Origin of the sequence: Exiguobacterium alkaliphilum (assembly GCF_018138125.1) — a bacterium.
In the GTDB taxonomy this organism is placed as follows: domain Bacteria; phylum Bacillota; class Bacilli; order Exiguobacteriales; family Exiguobacteriaceae; genus Exiguobacterium; species Exiguobacterium alkaliphilum.
Map to the genome: position 1 here is coordinate 844567 of NZ_CP073101.1, position 26395 is coordinate 870961.

Here is a 26395-nt window from a genome sequence, read left to right on the forward strand (position 1 = left end):
TTTCTCTAATAAAGTCGGGACAAATGGACGAAAGCTGATAGTTTCTCAAAAATGAGCTTTCCTAGCTTAGCATATTTGTCTTGACGTGAAGGGAATGTTTTCCACAGTGGGTCAATAGTTTGGCACATTGGCGAAAAGAACGGTCAGTCTTTGATTGCGGAATTTTTTTCGAAACGGTATCGTAAAAAGAAAAAGGGTGAGACATATGGAATCGATGAACGGCCTGGCCCGCATCCGCGGTGCTTATTCGACACTCGGTAAGAAAGAGCAACGCATCGCCGACTATATCTTGAAGCAACCGGAACGCATCATCCACCATACGATCAATCAAGTCGCCGACGACCTCGACGTCGCCGAGTCGACCGTTTTCCGTTTTTGCCAGCGCGTCGGCTTCAAAGGCTATCAGGCGCTGAAAATCGCGCTCGCCACCGATGTCGTCGCACCGCTCCAAGACATCCATGAGGACATCTCGAACGAGGACACGCCGCTTGAGATCGCCGAGAAGATTTTCACGTCGAACGTGAAGACGCTCGAAGCGACGCGACAGATTTTGGACGCGACGTCGCTCGACAAGGCCGTCACGCTGTTGTTGTCGGCGCGCCGCATCGAGTTCTTCGGCAGCGGGGGCTCGGCCATCATCGCACTCGATGCGTATCACAAGTTCGTCCGGAGCGGACTGTTCGTCACGGCAAACCTCGAGTCGCACATGCAGCTCATGTCGGCGTCGCAACTGACGAACGACGACGTCGCGGTGCTCATCTCACACTCGGGCGCCTCGAAAGACATACTCGACGTGGCAAAAGTGCTGAACGAGCGCGGCGTCCCGACGATTGCCATCACCAACTATGCGAAGTCACCGCTGTCGAAGCTGTGTGACGTCGCCCTCTACACCGTGTCGCAAGAGACGGAGTTTCGCTCCGAGGCGCTCGCCTCGCGAATCGCCGAGCTCAGTCTGATCGACGCCTTGTTCACCGTCGTCATGATGCGGCGCGGGGAAGAGGGGAGAGAATCGCTCCAGAAGATGCGTGAAGCCATCTCGCTCCGGCGCATGTGAAAAGGCTGACCCTCGGGCCAGCCTTTTTCTTATTTGCCTTTGATTTGGTCTGTCACTTTTTTGACGACTTTCTCGACACTGCCCGGATCGTCCAAATCGTGATGGAGCGTCTTGTCCGGGATGTCCATGACCGGCTTCTGGCCTTGCGGGGCCGGGTCGCTCAAATAGACGAAATCGCCGGCACCGTCCGGCGCGCTGCCCGTCGCCCATTTGCCTTGGCTCGACTCATTGCCTTCCGACAAGTCCCAGAACTCGAGGCCATGTTTCTCGGCTTCTTTCTCGTCTTTCGCCGGGAAACTTGCTGGCACGATGACGCCGTTCTTCTGTTCGAGCTCATCGATGGCCGCCATCCATTGGTACTGGTGGTAGCGGTCACGGGCGAGCATCTTGCGGAACACTTTCCGGACACCTTCGTCCTTCGTCATATGATACAACCGTGCGACTTGCAGCCGGCCCTGTGTCTCGGCGTGTAAGTTCGAACGCATGTCAGCGAGCAAATTCCCGCTCGCGACGATATATGAACCGTTCCATGGCACCCCGTTCGAGTTCGTCGGCAGTCCGCCGAGCCCGCTGACAATCAAATGCTGCGGGTTCATTCCGCCAAGGATGGCCGCTGTCGCCGGGTCTTTGGCTGCCTCGGCCTGGTCGTCCGGTGACGCACCGTCGAGTAGTTGCGAGATGAGCGCGCACAACATTTCGACGTGTCCGATCTCCTCGGTCCCGATGTCCATGAGCATGTCCTTATACTTCTCTTCCCCACGACAGTTGAAGCCTTGGAACAAGTACTGCATCATGACGGTCATTTCCCCGAATTGACCACCGAGTACTTCTTGGATTTGACGCGCCAGTTGCGGATCTGGGCGATCGACGTTCACTTCGAACTGTAGTTCTTTCTGATGGCGAAACATAGAATTCCTCCTTTTTTTGAACACATGGTGAATTATACGACAAAGAAATAGTTCCACTATCAAAACATTTAAAACCTCTTTTTTAGATAAAAATTTCCAAATACAGGGTAGGGTATACCGATACGTCCCATGTAAAATTTCAATCAAAAAGGGTTACTCCTGAAGAAACGGTGGAATTATTAGACATGAGTCCAACGTGACATAGAGACGAGAGAGGAAATTGCCATGCATAACTTAGAATTTTTGACGCCCGATCATTTCGAGACGTTCAAGCACCTCGTGCGACGGCTCAATGACCCCGGGCAGACGAGCCGGCAATACTTCGCGGCCCTTTATTTGATCGCTGGGAACAAACAAGTGCAAGACATCTTGTTGCCGTACGTCGAGCTCGAGAAAGGGCAAATCCGCACCGGGACGATCATCGATGATAACACGTTCGACAAGGAAGTGCTCACCCTCGTCAAGCTCGTCATCCATCTTTATAACAACAAGGAATGGGTGCTCCCGACCGAGCTCATCTCGTTGACCGAAGACGATTACACGCTCGCGATGCAGGCGATCACGCTCTGTCGTGACGCGCAGTTCGACGACATCACGATTCCGACGAAGAAGGAGGCCTGAGGCAGGGCCTCTTTTTGTTTCTGATTGGAAGAGGACGGGTATTTCAACCATGCACTCTATTCACTGAAGGAACCCGCTAAAGGAGGGAACGTTTATGTTAAAAGATTTTCCATCATCGTTTTGGCGTGACGTCGCCAAGGACGACCCGACCGCGTCGGTCCATCAAGACATCACGGCCGAGGTCGCCGTCGTCGGGGCCGGAATCGTCGGCGTCGTCGCAGCGCTCGAGCTCGCGGAACAAGGCAAGCAGGTCGTCTTGATTGAGGCGGCACGGTTCGGCACCGGCACGACCGGCTATACGACGGCGAAAGTGTCGGCCCAGCACGGGGTCATCTACGCCGAACTCATCAAGACGCTCGGGGAAGAGAAGGCGCGCCTCTACTATGACGCCAACATTGAGGCGCTCCAGTTCCTCGAAGGCCAAGTCGAGTCGCTCGGCATTGACTGTGACCTCGAGCGGCAACACGCCTACATGTACGCCGATTCGTCAAGCAGTGCGGCCAAGCTGCTCGAGAAGGAGGACGAGGCGTACGCGACGCTTGGTATCGATGGGGGCGACGCGACGGGCGAGGTGAACGAGCTCTTGCCGTACAAGGTGCGCAAGGCGACGGTCATGCACGACCAGCTCCAGTTCCATCCGGTCAAATACTTACAAGGGCTCATGAAGCGATTTCTTGAGCTCGGGGGGACGTTTTACGAGATGACGCGGGTGACGGGCATCGAGTACGGGTCGCCGAACCGCTTGACGACCGAGGCCGGGCACACGGTCTCGGCGAAAGACGTCGTCGTCGCGACGCATTACCCGTTCAACGACTTCAAAGGGCTCTATTTCTCGAAGATGGAGGTCGAACGGTCGTACGTCGTCTCGGCCGAAATCCCGAGTGCGCAGTTTCCGGAAGGGATGTTCATCAGCGTCGATTCGCCGAGCCGGTCGCTCCGCCACGTCAAGCTCGACAACGGGCAGAAGATGGCGATGTTCGGTGGGGAGAACCATTTGAGCGGACATAAGAAGGAGACGTTCACGTGCTACGAGAACCTCGGGGAGTTCGCCCATCGCCATTTCGGGCTCGAGTCGTTCACGCACCATTGGTCAGCGCAGGACTTGATTACCCTCGATAAAGTCCCATACATCGGCCGCATGACGAATGACACGCCGCACGTGTTCGTGGCGACCGGCTTCTCGAAGTGGGGGATGAGCCAAGGCATCGTCGCGGCGCGCGTCATCACCGACTTGATTATGCAGCGGCGAAACCGGTACGATGACTTGTACGACCCGTCCCGTTCGAAGTGGAAGCTGTCAGACGCGGCCCGGTTCGTGAAGACGAACGCGGACGTCGCCAAAGAGTTCATCAAAGGGAAAGTGAAGCGCGCCGAGAAGACGCTAGACGACCTCGGATTCGACGAAGGGGCGATCATTGACCACGACGGGGACCATGTGGCCGCTTATCGCGACGTCGACGGCAACGTCACGCTCGTCGGGTCGGCCTGTACACATATGGGCTGTACCGTGAACTGGAATCAGGCTGAGCGGTCTTGGGACTGTCCGTGCCACGGCTCCCGATTCAAACCGAACGGCGAGGTCATCGAAGGGCCGGCCGTCAAAAACTTACCACGAAAATAAGACCAGGCGAGGCGCACGCAGGCGCCTCGCCTTTTTGTCACGTAACTGTAAATTAGTGTGAAAAATCATGGATTCAAAATGTCGAGCCAGTCGAACCTTCTAAAATGATAGATTAAGACTCACTATTTCACGTTTTCTGTTACGGTACGTCAACAATAATGTTTTTGTCCGATAAAGAAACGAAATTTTTTTGTTTACGGCGATTCGTCCCGGGAACATGTGACTGTACGAAACGGAAAATAGCTTCAGAAAAGGGGAAGGAGGGGACGATGATGCAAGTGAATCATGGGAAAGCACTAGGAATCAAGATGCCGACGTTAATCGTCGTGTTCATCCTCGTCTTGACGCTTGGCTTCACGATTCCGTGGTATCACGCGGCGTGAATCGCCACCGCAGTGGGGACGATTGCGTACTTTCTTGGGGACATGTTCATCCTACGCAAGTTCGGCAATATCCCGGCAACGGTCGCAGACTTCGGTCTCGTCTTTTTGCTCACGTGGTTCTTCGTGTGGCTCTTGGATTTCGATTTGGCCGCAGACTCGAACTTCGCGCTCATTGCGCTCGTGACCGCGATTGCGACGGCGGTGGTGGAGTACGTGTTCCACATGTGGTTGTTGAAGCATAAACGAGGAGAAGCGCGCGCCAATGCGCGACCTTCGACCCGATGAAAAAAAGGAGGGATCACGATGGCAAAGAACAAGCTCGCCATCCATGAGGTGTTGGAACTTCACGAAATGTTGACGTTGAAGCAAGCGGGGCTCGTCAAAGGGTATGTCAGCGAGCCGCTCATCAAAGACGACAAGTTGAAGAAGATTGCGAGAAAGCATCTGAAGAACAGCGAGCAGGCGATTGACGAGTTGAAACAGTTGCTGCCGGACAAGGCGTAAGGGGGAGAGACGGATGGGAATCACGGAAAACTTGAAACGGGCGAGCAAGCAACGAGATGAGTTGATTGCGACGGACCTGTTGATCACGGCCAAGTCGGCCGTCCGGGCATATGCAGTCGCCGTCACGGAGACGGCCTCGCCGGAAGTACGAAAGGTGTTAATCAAACAGTTGAACCAGGCGATCGAGGACCATGCGGAGATCGCCGACTATATGATTAAAAACGACATGTATATGGCGTACGATATCGAGAAACAATTGAAGCACGATAAAGAAAAGGTCGAGAAAGCTGAACAATTGATTAAAGACTAAGGGACGGCCAGCTGAAAAGCTGGTCTTTTTTGTTTTAGGAGAAACAGACGAGAAAATCGGATTAGTGGAAGACGGATGACTACGGTCATTCGTCTTCTTTTGTAAGCCGAGTAAACATGTTTGCATAAAGTCCCATCCCGATGAGCGCGGACAGCAAGATGAGGGTGAAAACGACGAACGGAGAGACGAAGCCCGAAGCGACCACCGTCACGGGAGCGAGAAATTTGCCAACCGTGTTTTGGAGCGTATCGGCGGCGAGATATTGGCCACGCGATGACGCCGGTGCGTATCGACTAATAAAACTTTGGCTGACCGGAGAGCGAATGAGCTCCCCGAACGTGAAGATGGTCGTCACGAGAAACAAATACCAGAGGTTTGACGAGAAAGCGACGAGAAACGTTCCGAAGCCGGCGAGAAACGTTGACAATATAAAGACGCGCCGTTCGTCCCATGCTCGAAACACACGTGTGACCGGAATGATAAAGACGACGAACAAGAGACCGTTATAAGCGACGAGCCAACCGAACAAGATCGTGTTCGAGACGTCGGACATGGCCGGAGCTTGTTCAATCAAGTAGACCGGTAAGTATACGTCGAGCTGCATAATCGGGATGAGAGCGAACACACCGGCAATCAAATAGAGCCGAAATAATCGATCGCGTAGAATCATCCGATATGACTGTACTTGCGTGCGAAATGTCGTCTTCATCGTCTTCCCGGTCGAGGCTGGTTTTGTCTCATGGGAAAGGAACGCGAGTAGCGCACCATACCCGAACAGGACGAAGGCGCAACCGAAGAGGAGCGCTTGACGATGTTCGAAGAAAAGGAACCCGCCGAGAATGGGACCGAGTACAGCGCCGATATTGTTCGACGCCATAAACGTCGCGAACACATCACGTAACTGTTCCGTCGGCACGAGGTCAGCAACCATGGCCGAGCTGGCCGGTTTATAAATGGCGCCCATGAAGCCAATCCCGATATACGTAACGTAATCGACGTAAGGGTGCGTCGACAAGGCAAAGACAAGGAATAAGACCGCTTGTGCGAACGTCCCGAAGAGCATGACGGGACGGCGTCCGATTTCGTCCGCGAGCGAACCGCCGATCAAACTGCCGACTAGGAGGAACAGTGGTGGCACAGCCATGAGCAGACCGGCCAGCTCGACGCCGAGCGTCTGGGCGAAATAGACGGTGATGAACGGGAAATACATCCAAAACAACAGGTTGAACAGGCCTTCGCCGAACAAGCGAACCTTCAGATTGAGGTCCCAGCGGTATGATTCCATCGTTGTGCTCCTTTCAAGAGTCTATCTTTACTGTAGGGAGTTGGGCCGAGAAAGAATAGACTTATGTTGCGGGATTTGCTATGCTAAGAATAGAAAAAGCGAATATATAGGCGCTTATTTGCGCTGTACCATAAAACGAACATATGTTTGTAAAAATGACCCCCGATGGTTCTATGAACTGAACCCTGAATGATAGACACTTGATAAAAAGTGCGCATTCAGGGTTTTTTGCGTGCGGTCGAATCGATATAATGAACCTATTCATACAAACGGGGGAACGCATCCATGAGTAAAATCATCTTCAACGAACATCAGATCAGGCAGCTCGAGTCGAATCCGAACGTAGCGTCTGTCTCGGACCGGTCGATCCAGTACACGGGCGACTTCAAGGTTCGGGCCGTCCTTGAGAATCAGGAAGGGAAGGGTCCTTCCCAAATCTTCGAAGAGGCCGGTTTCGACCTGACGGTGATCGGGCGTATGAAGGCGAAGTCTGCCTTGGAACGCTGGCGCAAAACCTATCAAACCTATGGCACAGAGGGTCTGTTGACCGAACGTCGCGGGAAATCGAACGCAGGCGGCGGGCGTCCGAAGCAGGATGACTCGCTCGAACGACGACTCGCCAAGGCCGAGGCGCGCATCAAATATCTGACGGCGGAGAACGAACTGCTAAAAAAGCTCGAGGAGCTCGAAGGGCGGGCGAAGCGAACCGACTGACACCGACGGAGCGATATCATGTCATCAACACCGTCATCCGGACGTTCCGTCTGAAGAACCTCGTCCGTCCACTCTGCGAAATCGCGGGTGTGAGCCGAAGCGGCTACTATGCCTGGCTCAAGCGTGCGGAAGAAGACTCCCTCCGGGAAGAGCGCGACTACGCGGACTATCTTCTCCTGAAACGGCTCCATGATCGCCGGCACGGGAAGATCGGGTATCGCGGGCTCTATATGGAAGTGCTCGACCTCATCGGATCACCCATGAACCATAAACGCATCCTTCGGCTGATGCGGAAATACGGGATCGTCACAAAAATCCGCACGAAGAACGCATATCGCAAGCTCGCCAAGGCGACACAGGAGCACAGGACGGTCCCGAATCGTCTGAACCGTCAGTTCGACCAGGACGAGCCAGGAAAGGTTTTCGTGACGGACATCACCTATCTCCCTACTCGAAAGGGGCAGAACGTCTATCTCTCCTGTGTGAAGGACGTCGCGACACGTGAAATCGTGGCGCACCATCTGTCGACGAGCCTTCACATGGACCTCGTCCTTCAGACGACGAGGAAGCTCGAAGAGCACCTCAACGGGAACTTACATCCCGAGGCGATGATTCATTCGGACCAAGGGTTCCACTATACCCATCCCGCCTATCAGTCACGGATTCGCGGGATGGGGTTGGTCCAGTCCATGTCACGTCGGGGGAACTGTCTCGACAACGCACCGATCGAGTCCTTCTTCGGACATCTGAAAGACCATGTCGACCATCGATCGGCACTGGACCTCTGCGAGGTTCGTTCGATGGTCGACGCCTACATCGACTATTACAACAGCGAACGCAAGCAATGGAACCTAAAAAAGATGACCCCGGAGCAATACCGGGGCCATCTGATCGCCGCATAGAATTCGAGGCACTTTTTATTAAACTGTCCGTAAAACAGGGCTCAGTTCACTATCGGGGGTCATTTTTATTGGGTCGTCTTCGTCGCCTTAAAACTGCGGGCGAAAAATTCCTCGAATCGTTTGTCGTCTTCCAACAACGTTCGCCCGGTCATCGACAGCCGGCGCGTCGGAAAACCTGTCGACCGGCTCGGTGTGACGAAATAATCATCAGGATAGTCGGCTAACGTGGAGCGGACGAGCTTGCGTAACACCGTTTCGTCCTCTGCAATCCATTGTTCCGACGGGCCTTCGAGATTGTCGCGTGTGAGCAAGATGCATGACCCGTCCCGGATGAACGGATTGAAACTGAGCCGTCGCGTCTCCGGTCCTTCGAACGTGCGGAACTCGTGGGTGATACCAGAAGGCGTGACTTCGCCGATGATATAACCGGTCGACCACGCCTTGCCGCATCCGTCCCAGACGGAGAAGATGTGACCGGGATAGACGAGATTGGCTTCACCTCGATGGATCGATTCATAGCGATGATGGTGGCCGAGGGCATAATAATTGAATCCGAGTTCGGTGACGACAGATGTGAAGAACTGTTTTCGGTCGCCATGGCTGAGAAAAATGTTCGGATACGGGTCGTCCCGGACCGGGGTAAGCGCGAATTGTTCCTTCAGTCCGGCTTGGTTCGTTTCACAACTTAATCCATAAATTCCGGCTCCTAGCGTTTCATCGCAGAGATAACCCGGGTGAAGGAAGCTATGTACGTGCTCAATCTGACGCCAACAGTCGTCGTAAGCGAGCCGATTGAGATCATGGTCCCCATATACCAAATAGACGGATGCACCGAGAGCAGTCCACGTCTTTAAATACGGGACGAAATCTTCGGGGTCGCTCACTTCGATGTCGCCGGCGATGAGCACCGCCTTGATGTTTTCTCGGCGAATGACTTCCGCTAGCTGGGCGAGCTTATCGGCTTGAATGTCAAAACTCGTCCGTTCGGCGGTGATGGCGTTCCCAGTATGTATTGCATGATGTAAATCGGCAATATGGATGAAGCGTGTCATTAGAAAAGCCTCCTGCAGCTAGTTTATCCTAATTTTCCCATGTGAAGGCAGGCATGTCGACAAGATTAAGCTTCCTACTCACCGGGAACACCTAACTGTTGATCATCTAAGGAGGGATTCGATGAAAGCCTTATTCTTAAACTGTTCGTTGAAAGGCGAGGGTACGACCTCGCACACGGAAGGTCTCATGAAAGATATCATTCCACACTTCGACAAACTTGGGGTCGACTCGGAGATCGTCCGTGTCGTCGACTACAACGTCGCGTTCGGAGTGACCGAAGATGAAGGGGGCGGTGACGAGTGGCCGCAAATCTTCGAGAAAGTGAAGGCGGCCGACATCTTGATCATCGGGACACCGCTTTGGCTCGGTGAGAAGAGTAGCGTCGCCACGCAAGTCATCGAGCGGCTATACGGCGGAAGCGCCTTCACGAACGACAAAGGCCAGGCCATCTATTACAACAAAGTCGGCGGTGTCGTCGTGACAGGGAACGAGGACGGGGCGAAACATGCCTGTGCGTCCATCTTGTACGGGCTATCCCATATCGGCTTCACTGTCCCGCCGAACGTCGACACGTATTGGGTCGGTGAGGCCGGTCCGGGCGACTCATACATCGATGCCGGCCGCGACAACGCCTTCACGAAAAAGAACGGTCGTGTCATGGCGTACAATTTGTACCATTTCGCGAACCTGTTGAAGCAGATGCCAATCCCGGCCGAAGGCAATACGATGGAGTGAGAAAGGCGGCCTCGGCCGTCTTTTTTGTATGATGAATTATAAAATTAAGTGCAACACCTCAAAGTGAACACAAAAAGCCCATGACGCTTTCCTCGTGTAGAATGAAGTCACCACAACACACATTCAGACGGAGGAAATCTCATGAGCTACACCCATCTTACCGCAACGGAACGCGTGAAAATAGAGACCTATCTGGAGCTCGGGATGTCCATCCGGTCCATCGCGAGACGGCTCGGCCGTCATCCCTCGACCGTCTCGCGGGAGATCAAACGGAACCCCGGCTACGAATCGGGACGTGCCCAGCAGCGCTACGTGAAGAAGAAGGCAAACTGCGGCGCCAGGACGAAGCTCGACGAGGCGACTCGCCGGACGATCACCGAGAAACTGTGGGCGACCTGGTCCCCGGAACAGATCGTCGGTCGTCTCTTCGACGGGGAAATCGCCTTCTCGACCATCTATCGCTGGATCTACTCGGGACTGATTGACGTGCCGATATCCGTGCTCCGCCAAAAGGGCAAGCGTCAAAAGCCGGTCGAGACGCGGGGGCGATTCAATGTCGGATTGTCCATCGCCAAGCGCCCGAGAGAGGTGCGTGCACGCAAGACATTCGGTCACTGGGAGCTCGACACCGTGGTCTCCGGACGTGGGAAGTCAAAGGCATGCGTCGCGACGTTCGTCGAACGAAAGAGCCGGTTCTACATCGCCCTTCCGATGACGGACCGTAGCGCCTCCTCGATGGAGATGGCAATCCAGGCAGTGCACGGCGCCTTCCCCGTGGCCGCGTTCAGGACGGCGACGACGGACCGAGGCAAAGAGTTCAGCTGTCACGAGCGTATCCGGACGTCGCTCGGCGTGCCACTCTATTTCGCCGACCCGTATTCATCGTGGCAACGGGGGAGCAACGAGAACGGTCTCCTCCGCGAGTTCTTCCCGAAAGGAACGGACTTCGCGCAGGTCGGTGACGTCGAACTCGCGGATGCGCTCGCCAAGATCAACGGGCGACCGAGAAAGTGCCTGGACTGGAAAACCGCACACGAGGCCTTCACCGAAGAAGTGTTGCGCTTAATTTGACAAACCGTCGTATCAAAAAACATCCATTATTGATAATGAAGGAAAGCACATATTTCTGAGAATAGAGAGGCATTTGATACTTTTTGTAATTGGGTCTATAATAAGTATGAAGTTTCGTTTGTTTCGTTTGTTTCACTTATTTCTAAAAAGGAGTGATTAGAATGGAAAAGAAATTGATGGATATGCTCTTTCAAATTATTGAAGATGACCCACAATTCAAAGTTATTGAGACGACTAAAGATTTGACGAGTGAGCGTTTACGACTTCGGGCGTCAATTGGCAGAGCGGTAAATCGCTTAAAAGAGATGGAAAAAGAGATAGACCTAGATCTGACTGATGAAGATATTCAACTGATTCACAAGTATTCCCTACCGGAAAATGCGCTTGATGCCGTTCCTGAACACTTGACTGTTTCAGAAGTGGCGCAACTAATTGAAGTATCTCCCCAAATGGTCCGAAGAAAATGTATGACCGGCGAGATTCTAGCTCATCGTACGTTGAATGGAAAAGGTAAGTGGCGGATTCCTGCCAAGCAATTCATGACACATCCTCGCTTTGAAGAGTTGGTCATGAAATATCAGCTTTTGAGAGAGTCTAGTGAAAAATTGGCGTCTAATATGGTGAAACTTGCTGAGAAAGATGAGAAATCTTTGCAAGATGCGTAAGTATATTATAGATACAAATGTATTTCGTGACGCCACTGCCCCAGGGAATGATGCTGGGGTTAAAATGAGACGTCAACAAGCGAACGACTTTTTTCAGAAATTGGCGGCTGACGAAAAAGCGATCTTGTTAATTCCGGATGAAGTAAAACTCGAACTGATGGTTCAAATGGTTGCAAAGGGTTTGCGAGCAAGTGAAAAACGAAAGATTGCGAGATTAATTAATCAATGTACACTCTCGTCAAATGTACTAAGTTCAGAAATGGAGAAACATCTTCGAATCATGAGTGCTTATATTTCTTCGCATTATCGACATGAATTCGAACAAGAAATAGGGTTGAAAGCTCAATACCTCAGAACTTCAGACGCTCGTATTCTACACGACGCTTTTTCTGAGGACGGTGTTATTGCAACTCGAAATGTAAAAGATTTTTTGTTATATCTAGTATTGAATGACTATGACGAGGAAGTACTATACAACATTGGGGACAGCAATTTTGTGAGGATATCTGCTGAACTTCATGAGACAATCCATCGAGATACTCGTTTCAGCAATTTGTTTTCTATATTTATCGGATTGGCTGAACTTCATGACGAATAAAGATAGCACTGTCCGCCTAACGCCTTCACGAAAAAGAACGGTCGTGTCATGGCGTACAACCTCTACCATTTCGCGAACCTATTGAAGCAGACTCCAATCCCGGCGGAAGGCAACGTCATGGAGTGACGGACAGCGCGACGAGGCTGGGACATAACTCAGTAGATTTATAACAAAGAGGCCCCCGGGAGCGACTTGTTCGCTCACGGGGGCCTCTTGTCATTTTTATGGGTTCGTGCACACATTTTGGACTAAACAGATAGGGGCGACCTCTGATAAAGTTAAAGTGACCAAACCATAACTTTGGAGGTGCCCCCATGTACAAAGAGTATACCATGAACCAGTTGGTTTTGCCCCTAGATTTAGAAGTCCGTCTCCAGGAAAACGATATCGCCTTCGCCGTCCACGACCTCGTCGAACAGATCCCCGACGAGGCCTTCGAGCCGTTCTGGCGAACGACGGGCTGCCCGGCCTATCATCCGCGCATGATGATGAAGATCGTCCTTTGCGCCTACACGCAGTCCGCTTTCTCGGGCCGAAAGATCGAAGGGCTACTCAAGGACAGCCTTCGGATGATGTGGCTCGCCCAGGGCCACGAGCCGAGTTATCGGACGATCAACCGTTTCCGCGTCCACCCGGCCGTCGCCCCGATCCTGAAGGCCGCGTTCGTCGCCTTCAGGTGCCATCTCGTCGAGACCGGCGAGATCGACGAGGAGGCGATCTTCATCGACGGCACGAAGATCGAGGCGAACGCCAACCGTTATACGTTCGTCTGGCGGAGGGCGGTCGAGCGATACAGCGCCGCGCTCGTCGAGAAGTCGAACCAACTGTACGACGAACTGATGGCCGACCAGGTCATCCCCGAAATCGAACGGGAGAGCCCGGACGCGCTCTCGGTCCAAGAACTCGAACAGGTCGCCGCACGACTCGAAGAAAAGATCGAGGCCATCGACGAGGAGATCGCCTCGACGACCGACGTCGCCGAACGGAAACGATTGCGTGCGGAACGGAAGGTGCCCCGTCGTCTCCACAAACAGGCCGCCGATTTCGCCGCCCGGAAACGCCGATACGAGGAGCACATGGCCATCTTCGGCACACGGAACAGTTACTCGAAGACCGACAGGGACGCGACGTTCATGCGGATGAAAGAAGATCACATGAAGAACGGCCAACTGAAGCCCGGCTACAACGTCCAGATCGCAACCGAAGGTCAGTACACGCTCGCCTATGACGTCTATCCGAACCCGACCGACATGAAGACGTTGATCCCGTTCCTCGACGAGGTCGAAACGTTCCTCGACCTGCCCGCCCATATCGTCGCCGACGCGGGATACGGGAGCCAGCCGAACTACACAGACATCCTCGAGCGCCGGGGGCGCCTGCCCTTGATCCCGCACACGATGTACCGGAAGGAACAGAAGAAGAAATGGCGCGAGGACCCGTTCAACACCGCGAACTGGGCGTACGATGGCGAGACCGACACGTTCACGTGCCCGGACGGGAGACGGCTCCCGTTCAGCCATGAGTCCCAAAGGACCGACCGGGACGGCTTCCCCCGCGACTTCCGTGTGTACGAGTGCGAGAGCTGCGACGGCTGCCCGTTCCGGGAGCTGTGCACGAAGGCCGAACCGGGGAGACACCGCCAGGTCAGCGTGAACGGGGCCTGGGAAGAACAAAAGCATATGATGAGAACGCTGCTTTCGGATGAGAAAACCGGTGCCCTCTACGCCCGACGCAAGACGGACGTGGAACCAGTTTTTGGATATCTGAAGGCCAATTTGGGTTTCACCCGCTTCTCCGTCAGGGGAAAACAGCGCGTGAAACGCGAGCTCGGCTTCGCCCTCATGGCGGTGAACCTACGGAAGTTCATCGCCAAAGGCATCGGGGGAAGTGCAAAGAAGGGGTCCGGCCACCGAAAATCGGTGACCGGACCCCTCTTTTTCTTAAAAAGCTCTAAAGCCGGCTAGTTATGTCCCAGCCTCGTTCACATTAGAACCTTGATCGGAGCTCGATCTTGCGGAACTCTTTCAGCAATAAAATCGAGATGTCGTCGATGAAATGATCCCCGACCCAGCATGGTTCAAAGTGGAGCCAATTCGCATACGAGTCCGGCTGAAGAATCAGAATCCCGTTCGACAGCCAGGCCGTTCGCGCCCGGGTCGCTACACCGTCAATATAAAACATGACGTAGATATCTTTCATTTCATGCAAATAAGTCACGTGCATCTCGACGCCGCGGCCATCCTCACACGTTCGTTTCAGCTTGAGCATGTGAATGCGGGTGTGGACCAGAGCGTACGCCTCACATAAGAAGTACCCGCCATGCTCGAACGCATAGAACGCTTGGGCGACGAGTTTGTCAAAGCATGCCTCCATGTCCTGCCAGTTATGATTCCGTCTCCGGAACACGGGCCTGTCTCCTGGCTCATACAGCTCTTTCGGGATGTAGACGTTATAGTCGTGAAGTTTACGCATCATGCCGGCTCCTTCTGTGTCACAAGATATGCTGCTCTTTCATCATACGCCTGCTGAAACAAAAAGAGTTTTACAAAAATTAGTATATTTAATCGCCAAATATATGGAAGTTCCATTCATACCAACGTTTGTTCGCGACGAGACGGGCGGATAATCGTCACATCACAAAAAAACGCCGGCCAAATTCGATTCGACCGACGCTTACAACGATTATTTTTTTTCCACCGCATGCCCGCCGAACTCGTTTCGGAGCGCGGCGACGACCTTGCCGGAGAACGTGTCCTCCTCGAGCGAGCGTTGCCGCATCATGAGTGACATCGCGATGACCGGGGCCGGCACCCCATATTCGAGCGCCGTCTCGACCGTCCATTTCCCTTCGCCGGAAGCATGCATGACCCCTTTAATCGCGTCGAGCTTCGCATCCTTATGGAACGCGCTCTCGGTCAGCTCCATGAGCCATGAGCGGACGACCGAGCCGTGGTTCCAGACGCGGGCGACCTGCTCGTGGTCGTAGTCGAACGGGCTCTTCTCGAGAATCTCGAACCCTTCGGCGATTGCCTGCATCATGCCGTACTCGATGCCGTTATGGACCATCTTCAAGAAGTGCCCGCTGCCACTCGGACCGGCGTACAAGTAGCCGTTGTCCGTCGACACGTCGGAGAAGAGCGCCTCGATCTTGCCGAACGCCTCCATGTCCCCGCCGATCATCGTGCACGCCCCGTGCCGTGCCCCTTCCATGCCGCCACTCGTCCCGACGTCGAAGAAGTAGATCAGCTTTTCTTTGAAATGCTCAGCACGTGCCATCGACTGCTTGTAGTTCGAGTTGCCGCCGTCGATGACGATGTCCCCCGGTGAGAGTAGCCGATGCAAGTCTTCTAGCACGTGCTCGGTCACCTCGCCGGCCGGCACCATCACCCAGACGACGCGCGGTGCTGTCAAGCTTTCCACGACTTCCTCGAGCGAACTTTTCGTCTCGAACTGGCTCGTCGACACGTTGCCCGGGTCGTAGCCGAGGACGCGGTGGCCCGCATCCGTCAAGTTGAGCGCGAGGTTCAACCCCATCTTGCCTAGACCAATCATTCCGATTTCCATATCGTCACCCCTTCATGAATCTATTCTTAATAGGGTTACCCGAAATCGGTTTGCTTCAAAAGAGCCGGTTTCACTTCACTGATCCGATAGGCGAGAATCTCGCCGACCGGTATGTTCCAGCCGTCGCTCAACTCGACGAAGTCGTTCAGCGGGCTCGCGTTCTGAAGCGTCTCCTTGAACGTCCGTTCGACGTCGAACTGTGAACTCCCATACGCGTAAAACGTTACCGTCTTTCCTTCTCTCAAATAACACATCACGACAAAGCGCATCTGCACGGCTCCCTTGATTCAAATTTGGGTTTCAATTACATTTTCATGACAACTAATACAATTATTACAAAAAATCATCCATTTGTCTCAGTCTATCCGTGTGAAAATGAGCAAACAGTCCTAAAAACGTGAACAAATGATGACAGAACCGAAGCGAATACACATCGGTCCTAGAGATAGAACGTGACTTTCGAGGCGGTACGAATAATTGAGAACGATTTCAATCACTACAAACCGTGGTAAGCTAACGAACGACAAGTTAAACGTTTCATTGAAACGACCGATACAATAAAAAGAGCTGGCTGTTCGACAACAGCCGACAATCATTTACCTCATTTATAAAATTTTAAAATGTCGGAATAGTTTGCATGATAAAATCATACCTGTGTCAAATCATTAACGGGTTTTCAGAAAGGTGTCACGTCATGGAAGAGCAAAAGAAAAAGAGAGTCAAGAAACGTCGTAGAAAATACTCCCCGGCCAAACGCATCGCGTCGATCGCCGGTATCGTCATCGGGCTGTTCCTGCTCATCGGGGTCGGGGCCGCGTTTTACCTATATAATCAACTCGATTCGACCGTCGACCGGTTGAACGAGTCGACAGGGCTCAGCGCCGAACGGATGAACGTCCAGACGATCTCCGACAAGCAGCCGGTCTCGGTCTTGTTGCTCGGGGTCGACCGCCGCGCCGACGAACAAGGGCGCAGCGACTCGATTATCGTCATGACGCTCAACCCGAACCAGGACAAGAGCGCGATGCTGTCAATCCCGCGGGACACGAAGACGGAGATCGTCGGCAAGGGCGTCGAGGACAAGGTCAACCACGCCTACGCGTTCGGTGGGGCCGAGATGGCGCTCGAGACGGTCGAGAACTTGCTCGGCATTCCGATCGACTACGTCGCTGAAGTCGACATGAAAGGCTTCCAAGACACGGTCGACCTCCTCGGGGGCGTCACGGTGACGAACAAGTTCGCCTTCACGTCGGGCGACTATTCGTTCGAGCCGGGGACGATCACGTTGAAGGGACCACAGGCGCTCGCCTACACGCGTATGCGCTACGACGACCCGAGCGGCGACTTCGGGCGCCAGGAGCGTCAGCGTGACGTCATCACGGCGCTCGTCAATAAAGGGAAAGACGACTTCTCAATCGCGAAGTTCAACAACATGCTCGACGTCTTAGGCAACAACGCCAAGACGAACATGACGTTCAAGGAGATTCGCACGCTCTCGACGGACTACATGGACGCCTTCAAGAATCAGGACGTCCTCCGCCTCGAGGGGACGGGCGGCAAGGCCGGCGACGGCATCTATTACTGGAACCCGGACGCCGCCTCACTGGCGGACGTGCAAGGGTATCTGTCCGAGTTGATGGAACAATGACACGGGCGCCTCATTCCTTACGGATGGGGCGCTTGTTTTGTGCCATAATAAAGTCAAAAAGGAGGTGACCTCGTGTCAGACCTGCTACGGCTCATCATCGACGTCCGCCACCGGTTCCGCGAGCACCATATCAACGACTATAGCGCGACGCTCGCCTTCTTCTGGTTTCTCGCCATCTTCCCGACGTTCTTCCTCGTCTTCGCCTTCACGGCGATCTTCCGCATCGACGACACGATGCTCATCGAACAGATCGAGACGCTCGTTCCGGGGGAGACCGTCCGCGACTTGTTCGCCATCGTCTATGACGTGAGCGGCAACATCAACGTCGGCCTCATCTCGTTCGGGGCATTAATCGTCATCTGGTCGGCGACGAACGGCACGGCCCGGCTCGTCAAGCTGACCGTGTTCGCCTACGGGGAGACGGAAGTGCGCGGCTACATGCGGCGCCGGTTGATCGGCCTCATCACACTGCTCGCCTGGAGCGTCGGGGCGGTCATCCTCGTCGTCTTCCACATCTTCAGCCAAGAGTTCTTGAACTTGCTGTATCGGACCGTCCCCGCCGTCGAGGAGTTCTCGCGGCTCGCGACGCTGACGCGTTACACCGTCTCGACCGTCATCCTCGTCCTCGCGTTCTCGGCGTTCTATATGATCGCCCCGCAGCAGCGCGTCCGCCTGACGGACGCCTTACCGGGCGCCGTCTTCGCCGTCATCTCGTGGCAGCTCCTGTCGACGGGCTATAGCGTCTACGTCGATCGCTTCACGATGTTCGGCGAGACGTACGGGACGATCGGCCTCGTCATCTTGCTACAGATTTGGCTCTACTTGACGGCGGCGACGATGCTGCTCGGGGCCGAGATTAACGCCGCCTGGCCACACTATATGCGCGGGACGCCGCGCCGGACACATTATCCATGAAAATTTGAAAGATATCGCTAGCATTTTTTGGCAACATGCTATAATCAAACACGGAGAGCGGGAATTCAAACCGTATACACGTGAGGAAAGCAGGTGGTCCGATGGCGAGACATCGTAAAAAATCATCATGGAAGAAGTGGGTCCTGGTCACGCTAGGTGTCATGACCGTCTTCCTCGTCGCCGGCGGTCTGTTCGTCTGGTCGATGTACAGAGACGTCAACGAGACGGTGACGAAAGTGAACGACAATTTAGAGATTAGCGAGGAACGGAAACAGGTCGAGACGATCGAAGAGAAACGGTCCGTGTCGGTGCTCCTCCTCGGCGTCGACCGCCGGGGCAACGAGCAGGGGCGGAGCGACTCGATGATCGTCATGACGCTCAACCCGGAGACGGACGAAGGTGCGATGCTGTCGATCCCGCGGGACACAAAGACCGAGATCGTCGGTCGCGGCATCCGTGACAAAATCAACCACGCCTACGCGTTCGGCGGTGCCGAGATGGCGATGGACTCGGTCGAGGCGCTCTTAGACATCCCGATCGACTATGTCGTCGAGACGGACATGGACGCGTTCACCGACGTCGTCGACACGCTCGGCGGCATCACCGTCACGAACAACTTCGCCTTCGCGACGGACGGCTACAACTTCCCGGTCGGCGAGGTGAATTTGGACGGCGAGGCGGCCCTGTCGTACGCGCGCATGCGTTATGACGACCCGAACGGCGACTTCGGCCGCCAGGAGCGGCAACGTGCCGTCGTCGCGGCCATCGTCGAGAAAGGGCGCTCCGACTTCTCGGTCGACAAAGTGACGAAGCTGCTCGACGTCGCCGGGCGTCGCGCCAAGACGAACCTCGAGTTCAACGAGCTCGTGACGCTGTCGACGGACTATATGAAGGCGTTCCGCAACGCCTCGACGCTCCGCCTCGAAGGCGCCGGCGGCATCGAGGCGGACGGCATCTACTACTGGAACCCGGACCCGGCCTCGCTCGAGAGCGTCCGGTCCGAACTGCAACGTCTCATGGAATGAAGTCGCCCGCGTGGCGGCTTTTTTTGTTTGAAAACGGGTGAACAGTGGGACAAGGATAAGAGAATCACAGAGGAGGGAAACGTATGATTTGGGAAAGGGTAGCACCACTCGTCGGCGAGCTCGTCGACGACCATACGGAAAACGAATGGCGCCGCCTGTTCGAGAAGTGGGACGGGCACCCGTGGCACGACGCCGTGCCGTCAGACGAGAAGACGAGCGTCCTCATGATTGACGCGAACGCCGTCACGACGGACGGGACACCGGACCTCGACGCGCTCCATGAACTGTTGAAGGAGCACGTCCAAGCGACGATCAGCGACTTGTATCTCGTCTCGCTGTTCCCGTACGCGGCGCCGCCGACCGACACCCGCGTCGACCCGCGCATCCGGCTCGCCGAGGACTTGAGTCACGTCAACCACGAGTTCGACCTCATGTACGACGTGACGCCGGACGTGTACAACGAGTCGCAGTTCGACTTGTTGAAGGAGACGGATCTATTCTTGGAGCGGCTCGCGCAAGGGGCGACGAAGCTCAGGGTCCACGTCCAGTCGTTCCGGGGCATGCCGGAAGAGCGGATCCGGACCGTGCTCCGACTCTGGCATACGGTGCTCCATCATTATAAACCGGACGCACAACTCGTCCTCGCCTATGAGGGGGATGCGGTCGCTTCCTACTTCGACGTCGCCGACGCCATCTGTCACTTCGACCTCGCGTCGCATACGCTGCTCGCGTTCGCGCAAGGCGACGCCGGACGGCTCACCGATTGGGCGAAGCGGATCGGGTCGCCGTCGGAAGGGAAGACGTACTTCAACTTCTTGTCCGTACAGGAGCGCGACCCGTTCGAGAAGAACTTGATCGAGCCGAGCGCGGACATGCTCCTCGCCGCCCACAGCATCCTGTTCTCGCTCCAAGGCATCCCGTCCGTCGACTATCGGACGCTCCTCGGTGTCACGACGCCGGTCGACCGCGACACGCTCGTCCAAGAGCTGAAGACGGACCCGTACCGATTGAACGTCTTCTCAGGCGTCCTCGGACAGCTGAACGTGCGCCGGACGCATCCCGCGTTCTCGCCGCACGTGCCACATGCGATCAAATCGGTCGACAAACGCGTGTTCACGGTCGAGCGGACGAGCGGGGACGAGACGGTCGTCTTGCATACGAACGTGTCGGACGAGACGGTCCGAGTCAAACAGTCCGGTGTCAACTTGTTCACCGACGAGCCGGTCGACGACATCGCGCTCGCGCCGTACGGCTACGTCTGGATTCGACAAAATTAGGACTTATGTCTTAAAAATTAACATTTTGCCTAGGTGTATTGACGCATCGGTCTTTTAGGTAGAAAATGGAATAGAAGGAAGTTCCATGTCAACCTAGACCACTCACCGAAAGGCGGAATTTCGATGGACCAATCACTGTTTCTCTTTTTGTTTCAACTGACGATGCAATCGTACGTGTACTGGATGTTCGCGACGCTCTTCATCGCCCTCGTCGGCTACGTCGCGTTCTATATCTGGGATAAAGAGGCGGCCAACAGCTACCGGACGCTCTGGCGGAAAGGCTACTATTTGACGTTCGCCGCGTTCGCCCTGTTCGGCTTCATCGTCAACGAGTTCCCGTTAGAGGTCGCCTGGCCCCTCGCCGGCATCGCCATCCTCGTCGTCGTCCTCGACTTCGGGGTGCTCGTGACGCCGGGGAAAGCAGTCCAAACAGGAGAATCGTCAGAAATTAAGATGCTTCCGTAACGAGGAGAGCTATCCAAATGGTTTGTTTCAAGTTTGATTTCAAATGGTATTAGTAGTTAAACGTCGATAATGTGTTGAGTCAAGTAAACGAGGAGAGTGAATACATGATTGAATGTGAGATTTGTGGTAGAAATATGGACCCGGACGATATACGCCCATGTCCAAATCCTCAATGTAGTTACGAGGATTTATGTGAGAGATGCTATGATCAGCACGTAACATCATGTATGTTAGAAGGTCAATTTGAATAAAGAATAACGGAAAAAGAGATGAACCTCTGAAGCGGAGAGGTTCATCTCTTTTGTTGTCTGAAAGCTTACAATGGGTTGATTTTTATTTAATTTAATTTAATTATTCCCGATATCCTTCCGGGTTGTTCGATTGCCAGTTCCAGGCGTCGCGGCACATGGCACGGACGTCGTGCGTCGCTTCCCAGCCGAGCACTCGTTTCGATTTCGACGGGTCGGCGAAACAGCTGGCGATGTCGCCGGGGCGGCGTGGGGTCACCGTGTACGGGATCGCCTTGCCACTCTCGGCCTCGAACGCCTTGACGAGGTCGAGGACGCTGTAGCCCGTGCCCGTCCCGAGGTTGAACGCCTCGGCGCCGGTATGGGCCATCACGTAGTCGAGCGCCTTCAAATGGCCGGCGGCGAGGTCGACTACGTGAATGTAGTCGCGGACACCCGTGCCGTCCGGTGTGTCGTAGTCGTCACCGAACACGCTCAGTTGCTCGAGGCGGCCGACGGCGACTTGGGTGATGTACGGCATGAGGTTGTTCGGGACGTCGAACGGGTCCTCCCCGATTCGGCCCGACTCATGGGCGCCGATCGGATTGAAGTAGCGGAGGAGGGCGATGCTCCACGCGTCGTCGGCGACGGCCAAGTCGCGCATGATTTCCTCGATCATCAACTTCGTGCGCCCGTACGGGTTCGTCGCGCTGAGCGGGAACGTCTCGTCGATCGGGGTCCGTTCCGGCATGCCGTACACGGTCGCCGACGAAGAGAAGACGATCTGTTTCACGTCGAACGCGTCCATCACGTCGAGGAGGACGGTCGTGCCGACGACGTTGTTCTCGTAGTACCGGAGCGGCTCATTGACCGACTCGCCGACGGCTTTCAGGCCGGCGAAATGGATGACGGCGTCGATCGTATGTTTCAAGAAAATCTGTTCGAGCAACTCGCGGTCGAGGATGTCACCGATGTAAAACGTGACGCTCTTCCCAGTGAGCGCCTCGACCCGGTCGAGCGCCTCGCGGCGGCTGTTCGACAAGTTGTCGAGGACGATGACGTCGTAGTCGTCTTCAAGTAGTTGGAGGACGGTGTGCGTGCCGATGTAGCCGGCACCACCCGTCACGAGGATCGTTGGCATAAGTAGGCTCCTTTCGAATTAAATCTCGGTGACGCGGATGCGCGTCGATGTCCCGTTCGCTCCAACGAACATGCGGAGCGAGTACTTCGGGCTTTCAAACACGATGGCGTCCTCAGTCTCGTACACAGGCGTGCCAAGCTGTCTGAACGCTTCTTTCGTCGTCGGCGTGTTCGTCCAGTCGATGGCGTGGACCGCCTCGTCTTGGATGACGAAGAAGATACCGGTGTAGAACGAGTAGTCGTTCAAGGCATCGGCGTCGCGTCCGAACGGTTGGCCGAGCAGTTCGTATAGTTCGGCTTCACTGAACGCCAAGTATTCGTCGACCGATGCCCGGTCGAGGTAGATTTGATCGACGCCCGTCTGCAAGAAGTTGAGCACTTGTTGGTCACTGAGCGTGAACGACTTCCATTCCGTCGTCGTCGACGCTACCGGGGCCCACGCCGTCATCCCGTCGATGCCGAGGTCGAGCAACAGATGGTCGTCCCGTTCTTCGAGGACGTCATAGCGGTCCCCGATGTCGCCGATATACGTCACGTTGTCGCCGTTCGGTTCGCTGAGGAGCGACACGTTCTTCTCCGTGAGCCACACTTCGGTCACGGCCGGCGTCTCGGCGACCGGTTCAGCCTCTTCGGTCGGGGCTGCGACTTCTTCGGCCTGTTCGCTCGGCTCGAATAACGCCGATACATATGGATACCCGATATAGCCGCCGCCGATGAGTAATCCGATGAGGGCGAGGGCACCGAGCCATTTGGCGCCGGACTTCTTCTTTGGCCGGGCCGGTTCGATGGCGCGTTGATACTTTGCCCGTTCCGCCCGCGACGGGACCGGGGCTTCCGGCATGTACCGTTGCTTGACGACCGGTTCCCGTGCTTCGGTCGTGTCGTCTTCAGGAACGGTTCCGTCTTCGTCGGGCGGTGTCGCTTCGATTGCTGGTACCGCTTTCTTTGCCGTCGCACCACCGTTCTCGAGTAGTGCTACATAATATGGAAGGAACGTGGTGTCTTTCTTCCCGTCTTTGATCCACGCCGTGAAGTCGGCCCCCGATTTTTCGTCGGTCGGTAACGTGTTGGACGTCTTTCCAGTCAATTCCTCGTATGAGACGGACAGCGGTTTGCCGTCCCCTAAATTTTGTTTGATGCTCGCTTGAATCGTATTCCGTGTCGACGCATCGAGCTCTGCGTACAGTTGGAGTAATCGCTCACTGACGTGCACTGTCGTATCCTCCTTTAGTATAAGGTTTCCCTACAAAGTTTAGCAGATTTATATGCCAAAAAACCCAAAATTTAAAAAATGGGTCATCATCCGACATTATTTTTGCTATAATGTTTTGGTATTGTCAGATTAAATATTATCTGCGGGATTTTTCCAGCGGTCTATCAACACATAGAGGAGAGTAGGAAGAGACTATGAACGAAGAAACGATTTCCCTTGGAGAATTGTTCTCCATCTTGAAGCGGAGCAAATGGCTCATCGCGAGCTTGACGATTGTCGCAGCCCTCATCGCCTTTTTGGTCAGCTCGTTCGTCATCAGCCCAACGTATGAGGCGTCGACGCAAGTGCTCGTCGCCCCGAAAGAGACACAAAACAACATGATCGACAGCAGTCAAATCCAGTCGTCGGTGACGCTCGTCAACACGTACCGCGTCATCATCCAAAGCCCGGCCATCCTCGAGCAAGTCCAAAACAATGTCGTCGGCGCCCCGGAAAACATCAGCAACTTGATCTCGGTCAACAGCGAACAAAACTCACAAGTCATCAACATTAAAGTTCAACATACGAATCCGGTGCTCGCGACGGATATCGCCAACGAGATTAGCACCGTCTTCTCGAACGAGATCCCGGAGCTCATGAGCGTCGACAACGTCAAAGTGTTGTCGAACGCGTCCGTGCCGATGTTCCCAGTCAAACCGAACATCCTCCTTAACACGGCGATCGCCGCCGTCCTCGGGATGATGATCGGCGTCGCCATCGCCTTCTTAAAGATCGTCCTCGACCGCCGTATCAAGACGGAGCAAGACGTCGAGACGATTCTCGAGCTCCCGGTGCTCGGCTCAATCCCGGTCATCGACCGCGTCGAGATGCAGCAGCAACGTCAAGCGAAAGTGAAAGGGGAAAAAGTCCATGTTTAAGTTCGGCAAGAAGAAATCGAAGCATATCAAATATGACAAGACGGGCCGCGACTTGATCACGGTCCACAAACCGAAGTCCCCGATCTCGGAGCAGTACCGGACGATCCGGACGAACCTCGAGTTCACGGCCGTCGATGACGAGTTGCAGACGGTCGCCATCACGTCGGCCTCGTCAGGCGAAGGCAAGTCGACGACGGCGTCGAACCTCGCTGTCGTCTACGCCCAGCAAGGCAAGCGCGTCCTTCTCATGGACTGCGACATGCGCCGCCCGACGGCCCACTTCACGTTCCGGCTCTCGAACGGCATCGGCCTCTCAACCGTCCTCGCCAAGAAGACGACGAGCGAGAAGGCGATCCATACGACGCAAGTCGAGAACTTGGATTTGCTCGCGGCAGGCCCGATCCCGCCGAACCCGTCGGAGCTATTGTCGTCGAAGATGATGGACCGCGTGATTGAAGAACTGAAGACGAACTACGACATGATCATCCTCGACGCGCCACCGATGATGCAAGTCGCCGACACGCGGCTGCTCGCTCGTAAAGTCGACGGCATCGTCCTCGTCGTCGGTTGCGACAAGTCGGACCGCCAGATGGTCGTCAAGGCGAAAGAACAGTTGACGCTCGCCGACGCGCACATCCTCGGCGTCGTCCTCAACAAGCGCGAGCCGCAAGGCAGCGACGACTATTATTACTACTACGCGTACGAATAAAGGAGAAACGCCATGATTGATATCCATTGTCATCTCCTCCCGGCCGTCGATGACGGACCGGAGACGGTCGAGCAAGCGATTGAAATGGCGAAACGCGCAGCAAGCGAAGGGGTGACTGCGATCGTGGTCACCCCCCACGCGTTTCACCCCCAGTTCGAGACGGGTGAGTTGAACGTCCAACACGCCGCCTCGACGTTACAGACGATCCTCCATAAAGAGGGCATCTCGCTCGATCTATACCCGGGCCAAGAGATTCGCATCTTCGGTGACTTGGTCGCCTCACTCGAGAAAGGCGAGGCGCTCTCGCTCGCCGGGTCACGCTACGTCCTCGTCGAGTTCCCGAGCGACTCGGTGCCGGCCTACGCCGAGCAGTTGTTTTTCGGTCTACAGACGGAAGGCTACACGCCGGTCATCGCCCACCCTGAGCGAAACAAAGAGTTCGCGACGAACCCGAAGCGGCTCATGGACTTCGTCTCGTCGGGCGCATTGTCACAGATCACGACGTCGAGCCTAACCGGAGAGTTTGGCCAGAACGTGCAAGAGCTCGCCTTCACGTTTCTTCGGAACGGACTCAGTCATTTGATCGCCTCCGATGCCCATAGCACCGGTCGCCGCACGTTCTACTGGACGGACGTCGAGACGGTCGTCACGAAAGAGCTCGGTCAAGACAAGTGGGAGACGTACATGACGAACGCCGAGGCGATCGTGAAAGACGAATTCATCTTTATCGACCCGCCCGTTCTTCCGACAAAGAACTGGAGAGGTAAATGGAAGAAATAATTTCTATCTTATGACAAAAAAACTCTTGACATACGGTGTATGAGTGTGATTTTTGTCGACAGTTGTCGAACGATTTTAGGTTTTAATTCCC

General features: G+C 54.9%; 28 protein-coding genes. 20 read left to right on the forward strand and 8 right to left on the reverse strand.

From position 1 onward, the window contains the following. Window positions 1–205 precede the first annotated feature (205 nt). Entirely contained in the window at window positions 206–1054 is an 849-nt protein-coding gene (locus tag KB235_RS04500) for a MurR/RpiR family transcriptional regulator (RefSeq protein ID WP_211780529.1), read from the forward strand. Between the two features lie 29 nt (window positions 1055–1083). Here the strand turns inward: KB235_RS04500 and KB235_RS04505 are convergent, their stop codons facing one another. Then, on the reverse strand, window positions 1084–1962 hold the full coding sequence (locus KB235_RS04505) for a manganese catalase (RefSeq protein WP_211780530.1): 879 nt from the start codon (window positions 1960–1962) through the stop codon (window positions 1084–1086). Between the two features lie 225 nt (window positions 1963–2187). On the opposite strand from KB235_RS04505, the gene KB235_RS04510 reads away from it, so the two are divergent. The 5 genes from KB235_RS04510 (at window position 2188) to KB235_RS04530 (ending at window position 5401) form a co-directional block, all read left to right on the forward strand. Then, window positions 2188–2583: a hypothetical protein gene (locus tag KB235_RS04510; protein WP_211780531.1), complete on the forward strand. Its 396-nt coding sequence runs from the start codon at window positions 2188–2190 to the stop codon at window positions 2581–2583. Between the two features lie 94 nt (window positions 2584–2677). Beyond that, complete coding sequence (locus tag KB235_RS04515) at window positions 2678–4204, forward strand: FAD-dependent oxidoreductase (RefSeq protein WP_211780532.1); 1527 nt, start codon at window positions 2678–2680, stop codon at window positions 4202–4204. Between the two features lie 395 nt (window positions 4205–4599). Then, complete coding sequence (locus KB235_RS04520) at window positions 4600–4872, forward strand: DUF2512 family protein (protein ID WP_276514417.1); 273 nt, start codon at window positions 4600–4602, stop codon at window positions 4870–4872. An 18-nt stretch (window positions 4873–4890) separates the two neighbouring features. Further along, entirely contained in the window at window positions 4891–5091 is a 201-nt protein-coding gene (locus KB235_RS04525; RefSeq protein ID WP_211780534.1) for a spore coat protein, read from the forward strand. A gap of 13 nt (window positions 5092–5104) precedes the next feature. After that, window positions 5105–5401 carry a spore coat protein gene (locus KB235_RS04530; RefSeq protein WP_211780535.1) on the forward strand — a complete coding sequence of 99 codons (297 nt, stop codon included), beginning with the start codon at window positions 5105–5107 and terminating at the stop codon, window positions 5399–5401. A gap of 85 nt (window positions 5402–5486) precedes the next feature. Here the strand turns inward: KB235_RS04530 and KB235_RS04535 are convergent, their stop codons facing one another. Next, entirely contained in the window at window positions 5487–6686 is a 1200-nt protein-coding gene (locus tag KB235_RS04535; protein ID WP_211780536.1) for an MDR family MFS transporter, read from the reverse strand. Window positions 6687–6971: 285 nt separating this feature from the next. On the opposite strand from KB235_RS04535, the gene KB235_RS04540 reads away from it, so the two are divergent. Beyond that, a protein-coding gene (locus KB235_RS04540) for an IS3 family transposase (protein ID WP_420842158.1) occupies window positions 6972–8302 on the forward strand; the annotation gives its coding sequence in 2 pieces (ribosomal slippage) (window positions 6972–7353 and window positions 7353–8302; 1332 coding nt in all). Between the two features lie 65 nt (window positions 8303–8367). On the opposite strand, the gene KB235_RS04545 is transcribed toward KB235_RS04540, so the two are convergent. Further along, window positions 8368–9354, reverse strand: coding sequence for a metallophosphoesterase family protein (locus KB235_RS04545; protein ID WP_211780537.1), 987 nt, complete (start codon window positions 9352–9354; stop codon window positions 8368–8370). A gap of 121 nt (window positions 9355–9475) precedes the next feature. On the opposite strand from KB235_RS04545, the gene KB235_RS04550 reads away from it, so the two are divergent. The 5 genes from KB235_RS04550 (at window position 9476) to KB235_RS04570 (ending at window position 14388) form a co-directional block, all read left to right on the forward strand. Next, entirely contained in the window at window positions 9476–10090 is a 615-nt protein-coding gene (locus tag KB235_RS04550; protein ID WP_211780538.1) for a flavodoxin family protein, read from the forward strand. Between the two features lie 141 nt (window positions 10091–10231). Continuing rightward, the gene (locus tag KB235_RS04555) at window positions 10232–11161 is read left to right on the forward strand and encodes an IS30 family transposase (RefSeq protein WP_211780539.1); all 930 of its coding nucleotides are present in this window, start codon (window positions 10232–10234) and stop codon (window positions 11159–11161) included. A gap of 161 nt (window positions 11162–11322) precedes the next feature. Continuing rightward, window positions 11323–11826 (forward strand): helix-turn-helix domain-containing protein, encoded by a 504-nt coding sequence (locus tag KB235_RS04560; protein WP_211780540.1) that lies wholly within the window; start codon window positions 11323–11325, stop codon window positions 11824–11826. Then, window positions 11819–12424: a PIN domain-containing protein gene (locus KB235_RS04565; RefSeq protein ID WP_211780541.1), complete on the forward strand. Its 606-nt coding sequence runs from the start codon at window positions 11819–11821 to the stop codon at window positions 12422–12424. Before KB235_RS04560 ends, KB235_RS04565 begins: the two co-directional genes overlap by 8 nt. A 314-nt stretch (window positions 12425–12738) precedes the next feature. After that, entirely contained in the window at window positions 12739–14388 is a 1650-nt protein-coding gene (locus KB235_RS04570; RefSeq protein ID WP_211780542.1) for an IS1182 family transposase, read from the forward strand. Between the two features lie 22 nt (window positions 14389–14410). Here the strand turns inward: KB235_RS04570 and KB235_RS04575 are convergent, their stop codons facing one another. From KB235_RS04575 to KB235_RS04585, 3 genes are all read right to left on the reverse strand, one after another. Next, window positions 14411–14899 carry a hypothetical protein gene (locus tag KB235_RS04575; RefSeq protein ID WP_211780543.1) on the reverse strand — a complete coding sequence of 163 codons (489 nt, stop codon included), beginning with the start codon at window positions 14897–14899 and terminating at the stop codon, window positions 14411–14413. A gap of 207 nt (window positions 14900–15106) precedes the next feature. Next, window positions 15107–15988 (reverse strand): phosphogluconate dehydrogenase (NAD(+)-dependent, decarboxylating), encoded by an 882-nt coding sequence (gene gnd / locus KB235_RS04580; protein ID WP_211780544.1) that lies wholly within the window; start codon window positions 15986–15988, stop codon window positions 15107–15109. A gap of 35 nt (window positions 15989–16023) precedes the next feature. Then, a complete protein-coding gene (locus KB235_RS04585) occupies window positions 16024–16257 on the reverse strand; it encodes a hypothetical protein (protein ID WP_211780545.1) in 234 nt (77 codons plus the stop codon). A 425-nt stretch (window positions 16258–16682) separates the two neighbouring features. Between KB235_RS04585 and KB235_RS04590 the strand changes: the two genes are divergently transcribed. The 5 genes from KB235_RS04590 (at window position 16683) to KB235_RS04610 (ending at window position 21318) form a co-directional block, all read left to right on the forward strand. Beyond that, the gene (locus KB235_RS04590) at window positions 16683–17636 is read left to right on the forward strand and encodes an LCP family glycopolymer transferase (RefSeq protein ID WP_211780546.1); all 954 of its coding nucleotides are present in this window, start codon (window positions 16683–16685) and stop codon (window positions 17634–17636) included. 72 nt (window positions 17637–17708) lie between these two features. Further along, window positions 17709–18551 (forward strand): YihY/virulence factor BrkB family protein, encoded by an 843-nt coding sequence (locus KB235_RS04595; RefSeq protein WP_211780547.1) that lies wholly within the window; start codon window positions 17709–17711, stop codon window positions 18549–18551. Between the two features lie 101 nt (window positions 18552–18652). Continuing rightward, on the forward strand, window positions 18653–19576 hold the full coding sequence (locus KB235_RS04600; RefSeq protein WP_211780548.1) for an LCP family glycopolymer transferase: 924 nt from the start codon (window positions 18653–18655) through the stop codon (window positions 19574–19576). 83 nt (window positions 19577–19659) lie between these two features. Further along, window positions 19660–20853 (forward strand): alpha-amylase family glycosyl hydrolase, encoded by a 1194-nt coding sequence (locus KB235_RS04605; RefSeq protein ID WP_211780549.1) that lies wholly within the window; start codon window positions 19660–19662, stop codon window positions 20851–20853. Between the two features lie 123 nt (window positions 20854–20976). Beyond that, window positions 20977–21318, forward strand: a complete 342-nt coding sequence (locus KB235_RS04610; protein ID WP_211780550.1) for a hypothetical protein — start codon at window positions 20977–20979, stop codon at window positions 21316–21318. Window positions 21319–21669: 351 nt separating this feature from the next. Here KB235_RS04610 and galE read toward each other — a convergent pair whose 3' ends face one another. Together galE and KB235_RS04620 are read right to left on the reverse strand one after the other, a co-directional pair. Then, on the reverse strand, window positions 21670–22686 hold the full coding sequence (gene galE / locus KB235_RS04615; protein WP_211780551.1) for a UDP-glucose 4-epimerase GalE: 1017 nt from the start codon (window positions 22684–22686) through the stop codon (window positions 21670–21672). An 18-nt stretch (window positions 22687–22704) separates the two neighbouring features. Continuing rightward, the gene (locus KB235_RS04620; RefSeq protein ID WP_211780552.1) at window positions 22705–23898 is read right to left on the reverse strand and encodes a hypothetical protein; all 1194 of its coding nucleotides are present in this window, start codon (window positions 23896–23898) and stop codon (window positions 22705–22707) included. A gap of 194 nt (window positions 23899–24092) precedes the next feature. On the opposite strand from KB235_RS04620, the gene KB235_RS04625 reads away from it, so the two are divergent. Genes KB235_RS04625 through KB235_RS04635 form a run of 3 tightly spaced genes read left to right on the forward strand, consistent with a single transcriptional unit; the run spans window position 24093 to window position 26304 of the window. Continuing rightward, window positions 24093–24815 carry a YveK family protein gene (locus KB235_RS04625; RefSeq protein ID WP_211780553.1) on the forward strand — a complete coding sequence of 241 codons (723 nt, stop codon included), beginning with the start codon at window positions 24093–24095 and terminating at the stop codon, window positions 24813–24815. After that, window positions 24808–25524, forward strand: coding sequence for a CpsD/CapB family tyrosine-protein kinase (locus KB235_RS04630; RefSeq protein ID WP_029334354.1), 717 nt, complete (start codon window positions 24808–24810; stop codon window positions 25522–25524). Before KB235_RS04625 ends, KB235_RS04630 begins: the two co-directional genes overlap by 8 nt. Before the next feature lie 12 nt (window positions 25525–25536). Next, window positions 25537–26304, forward strand: coding sequence for a tyrosine-protein phosphatase (locus KB235_RS04635; protein ID WP_211780554.1), 768 nt, complete (start codon window positions 25537–25539; stop codon window positions 26302–26304). Window positions 26305–26395 lie beyond the last annotated feature (91 nt).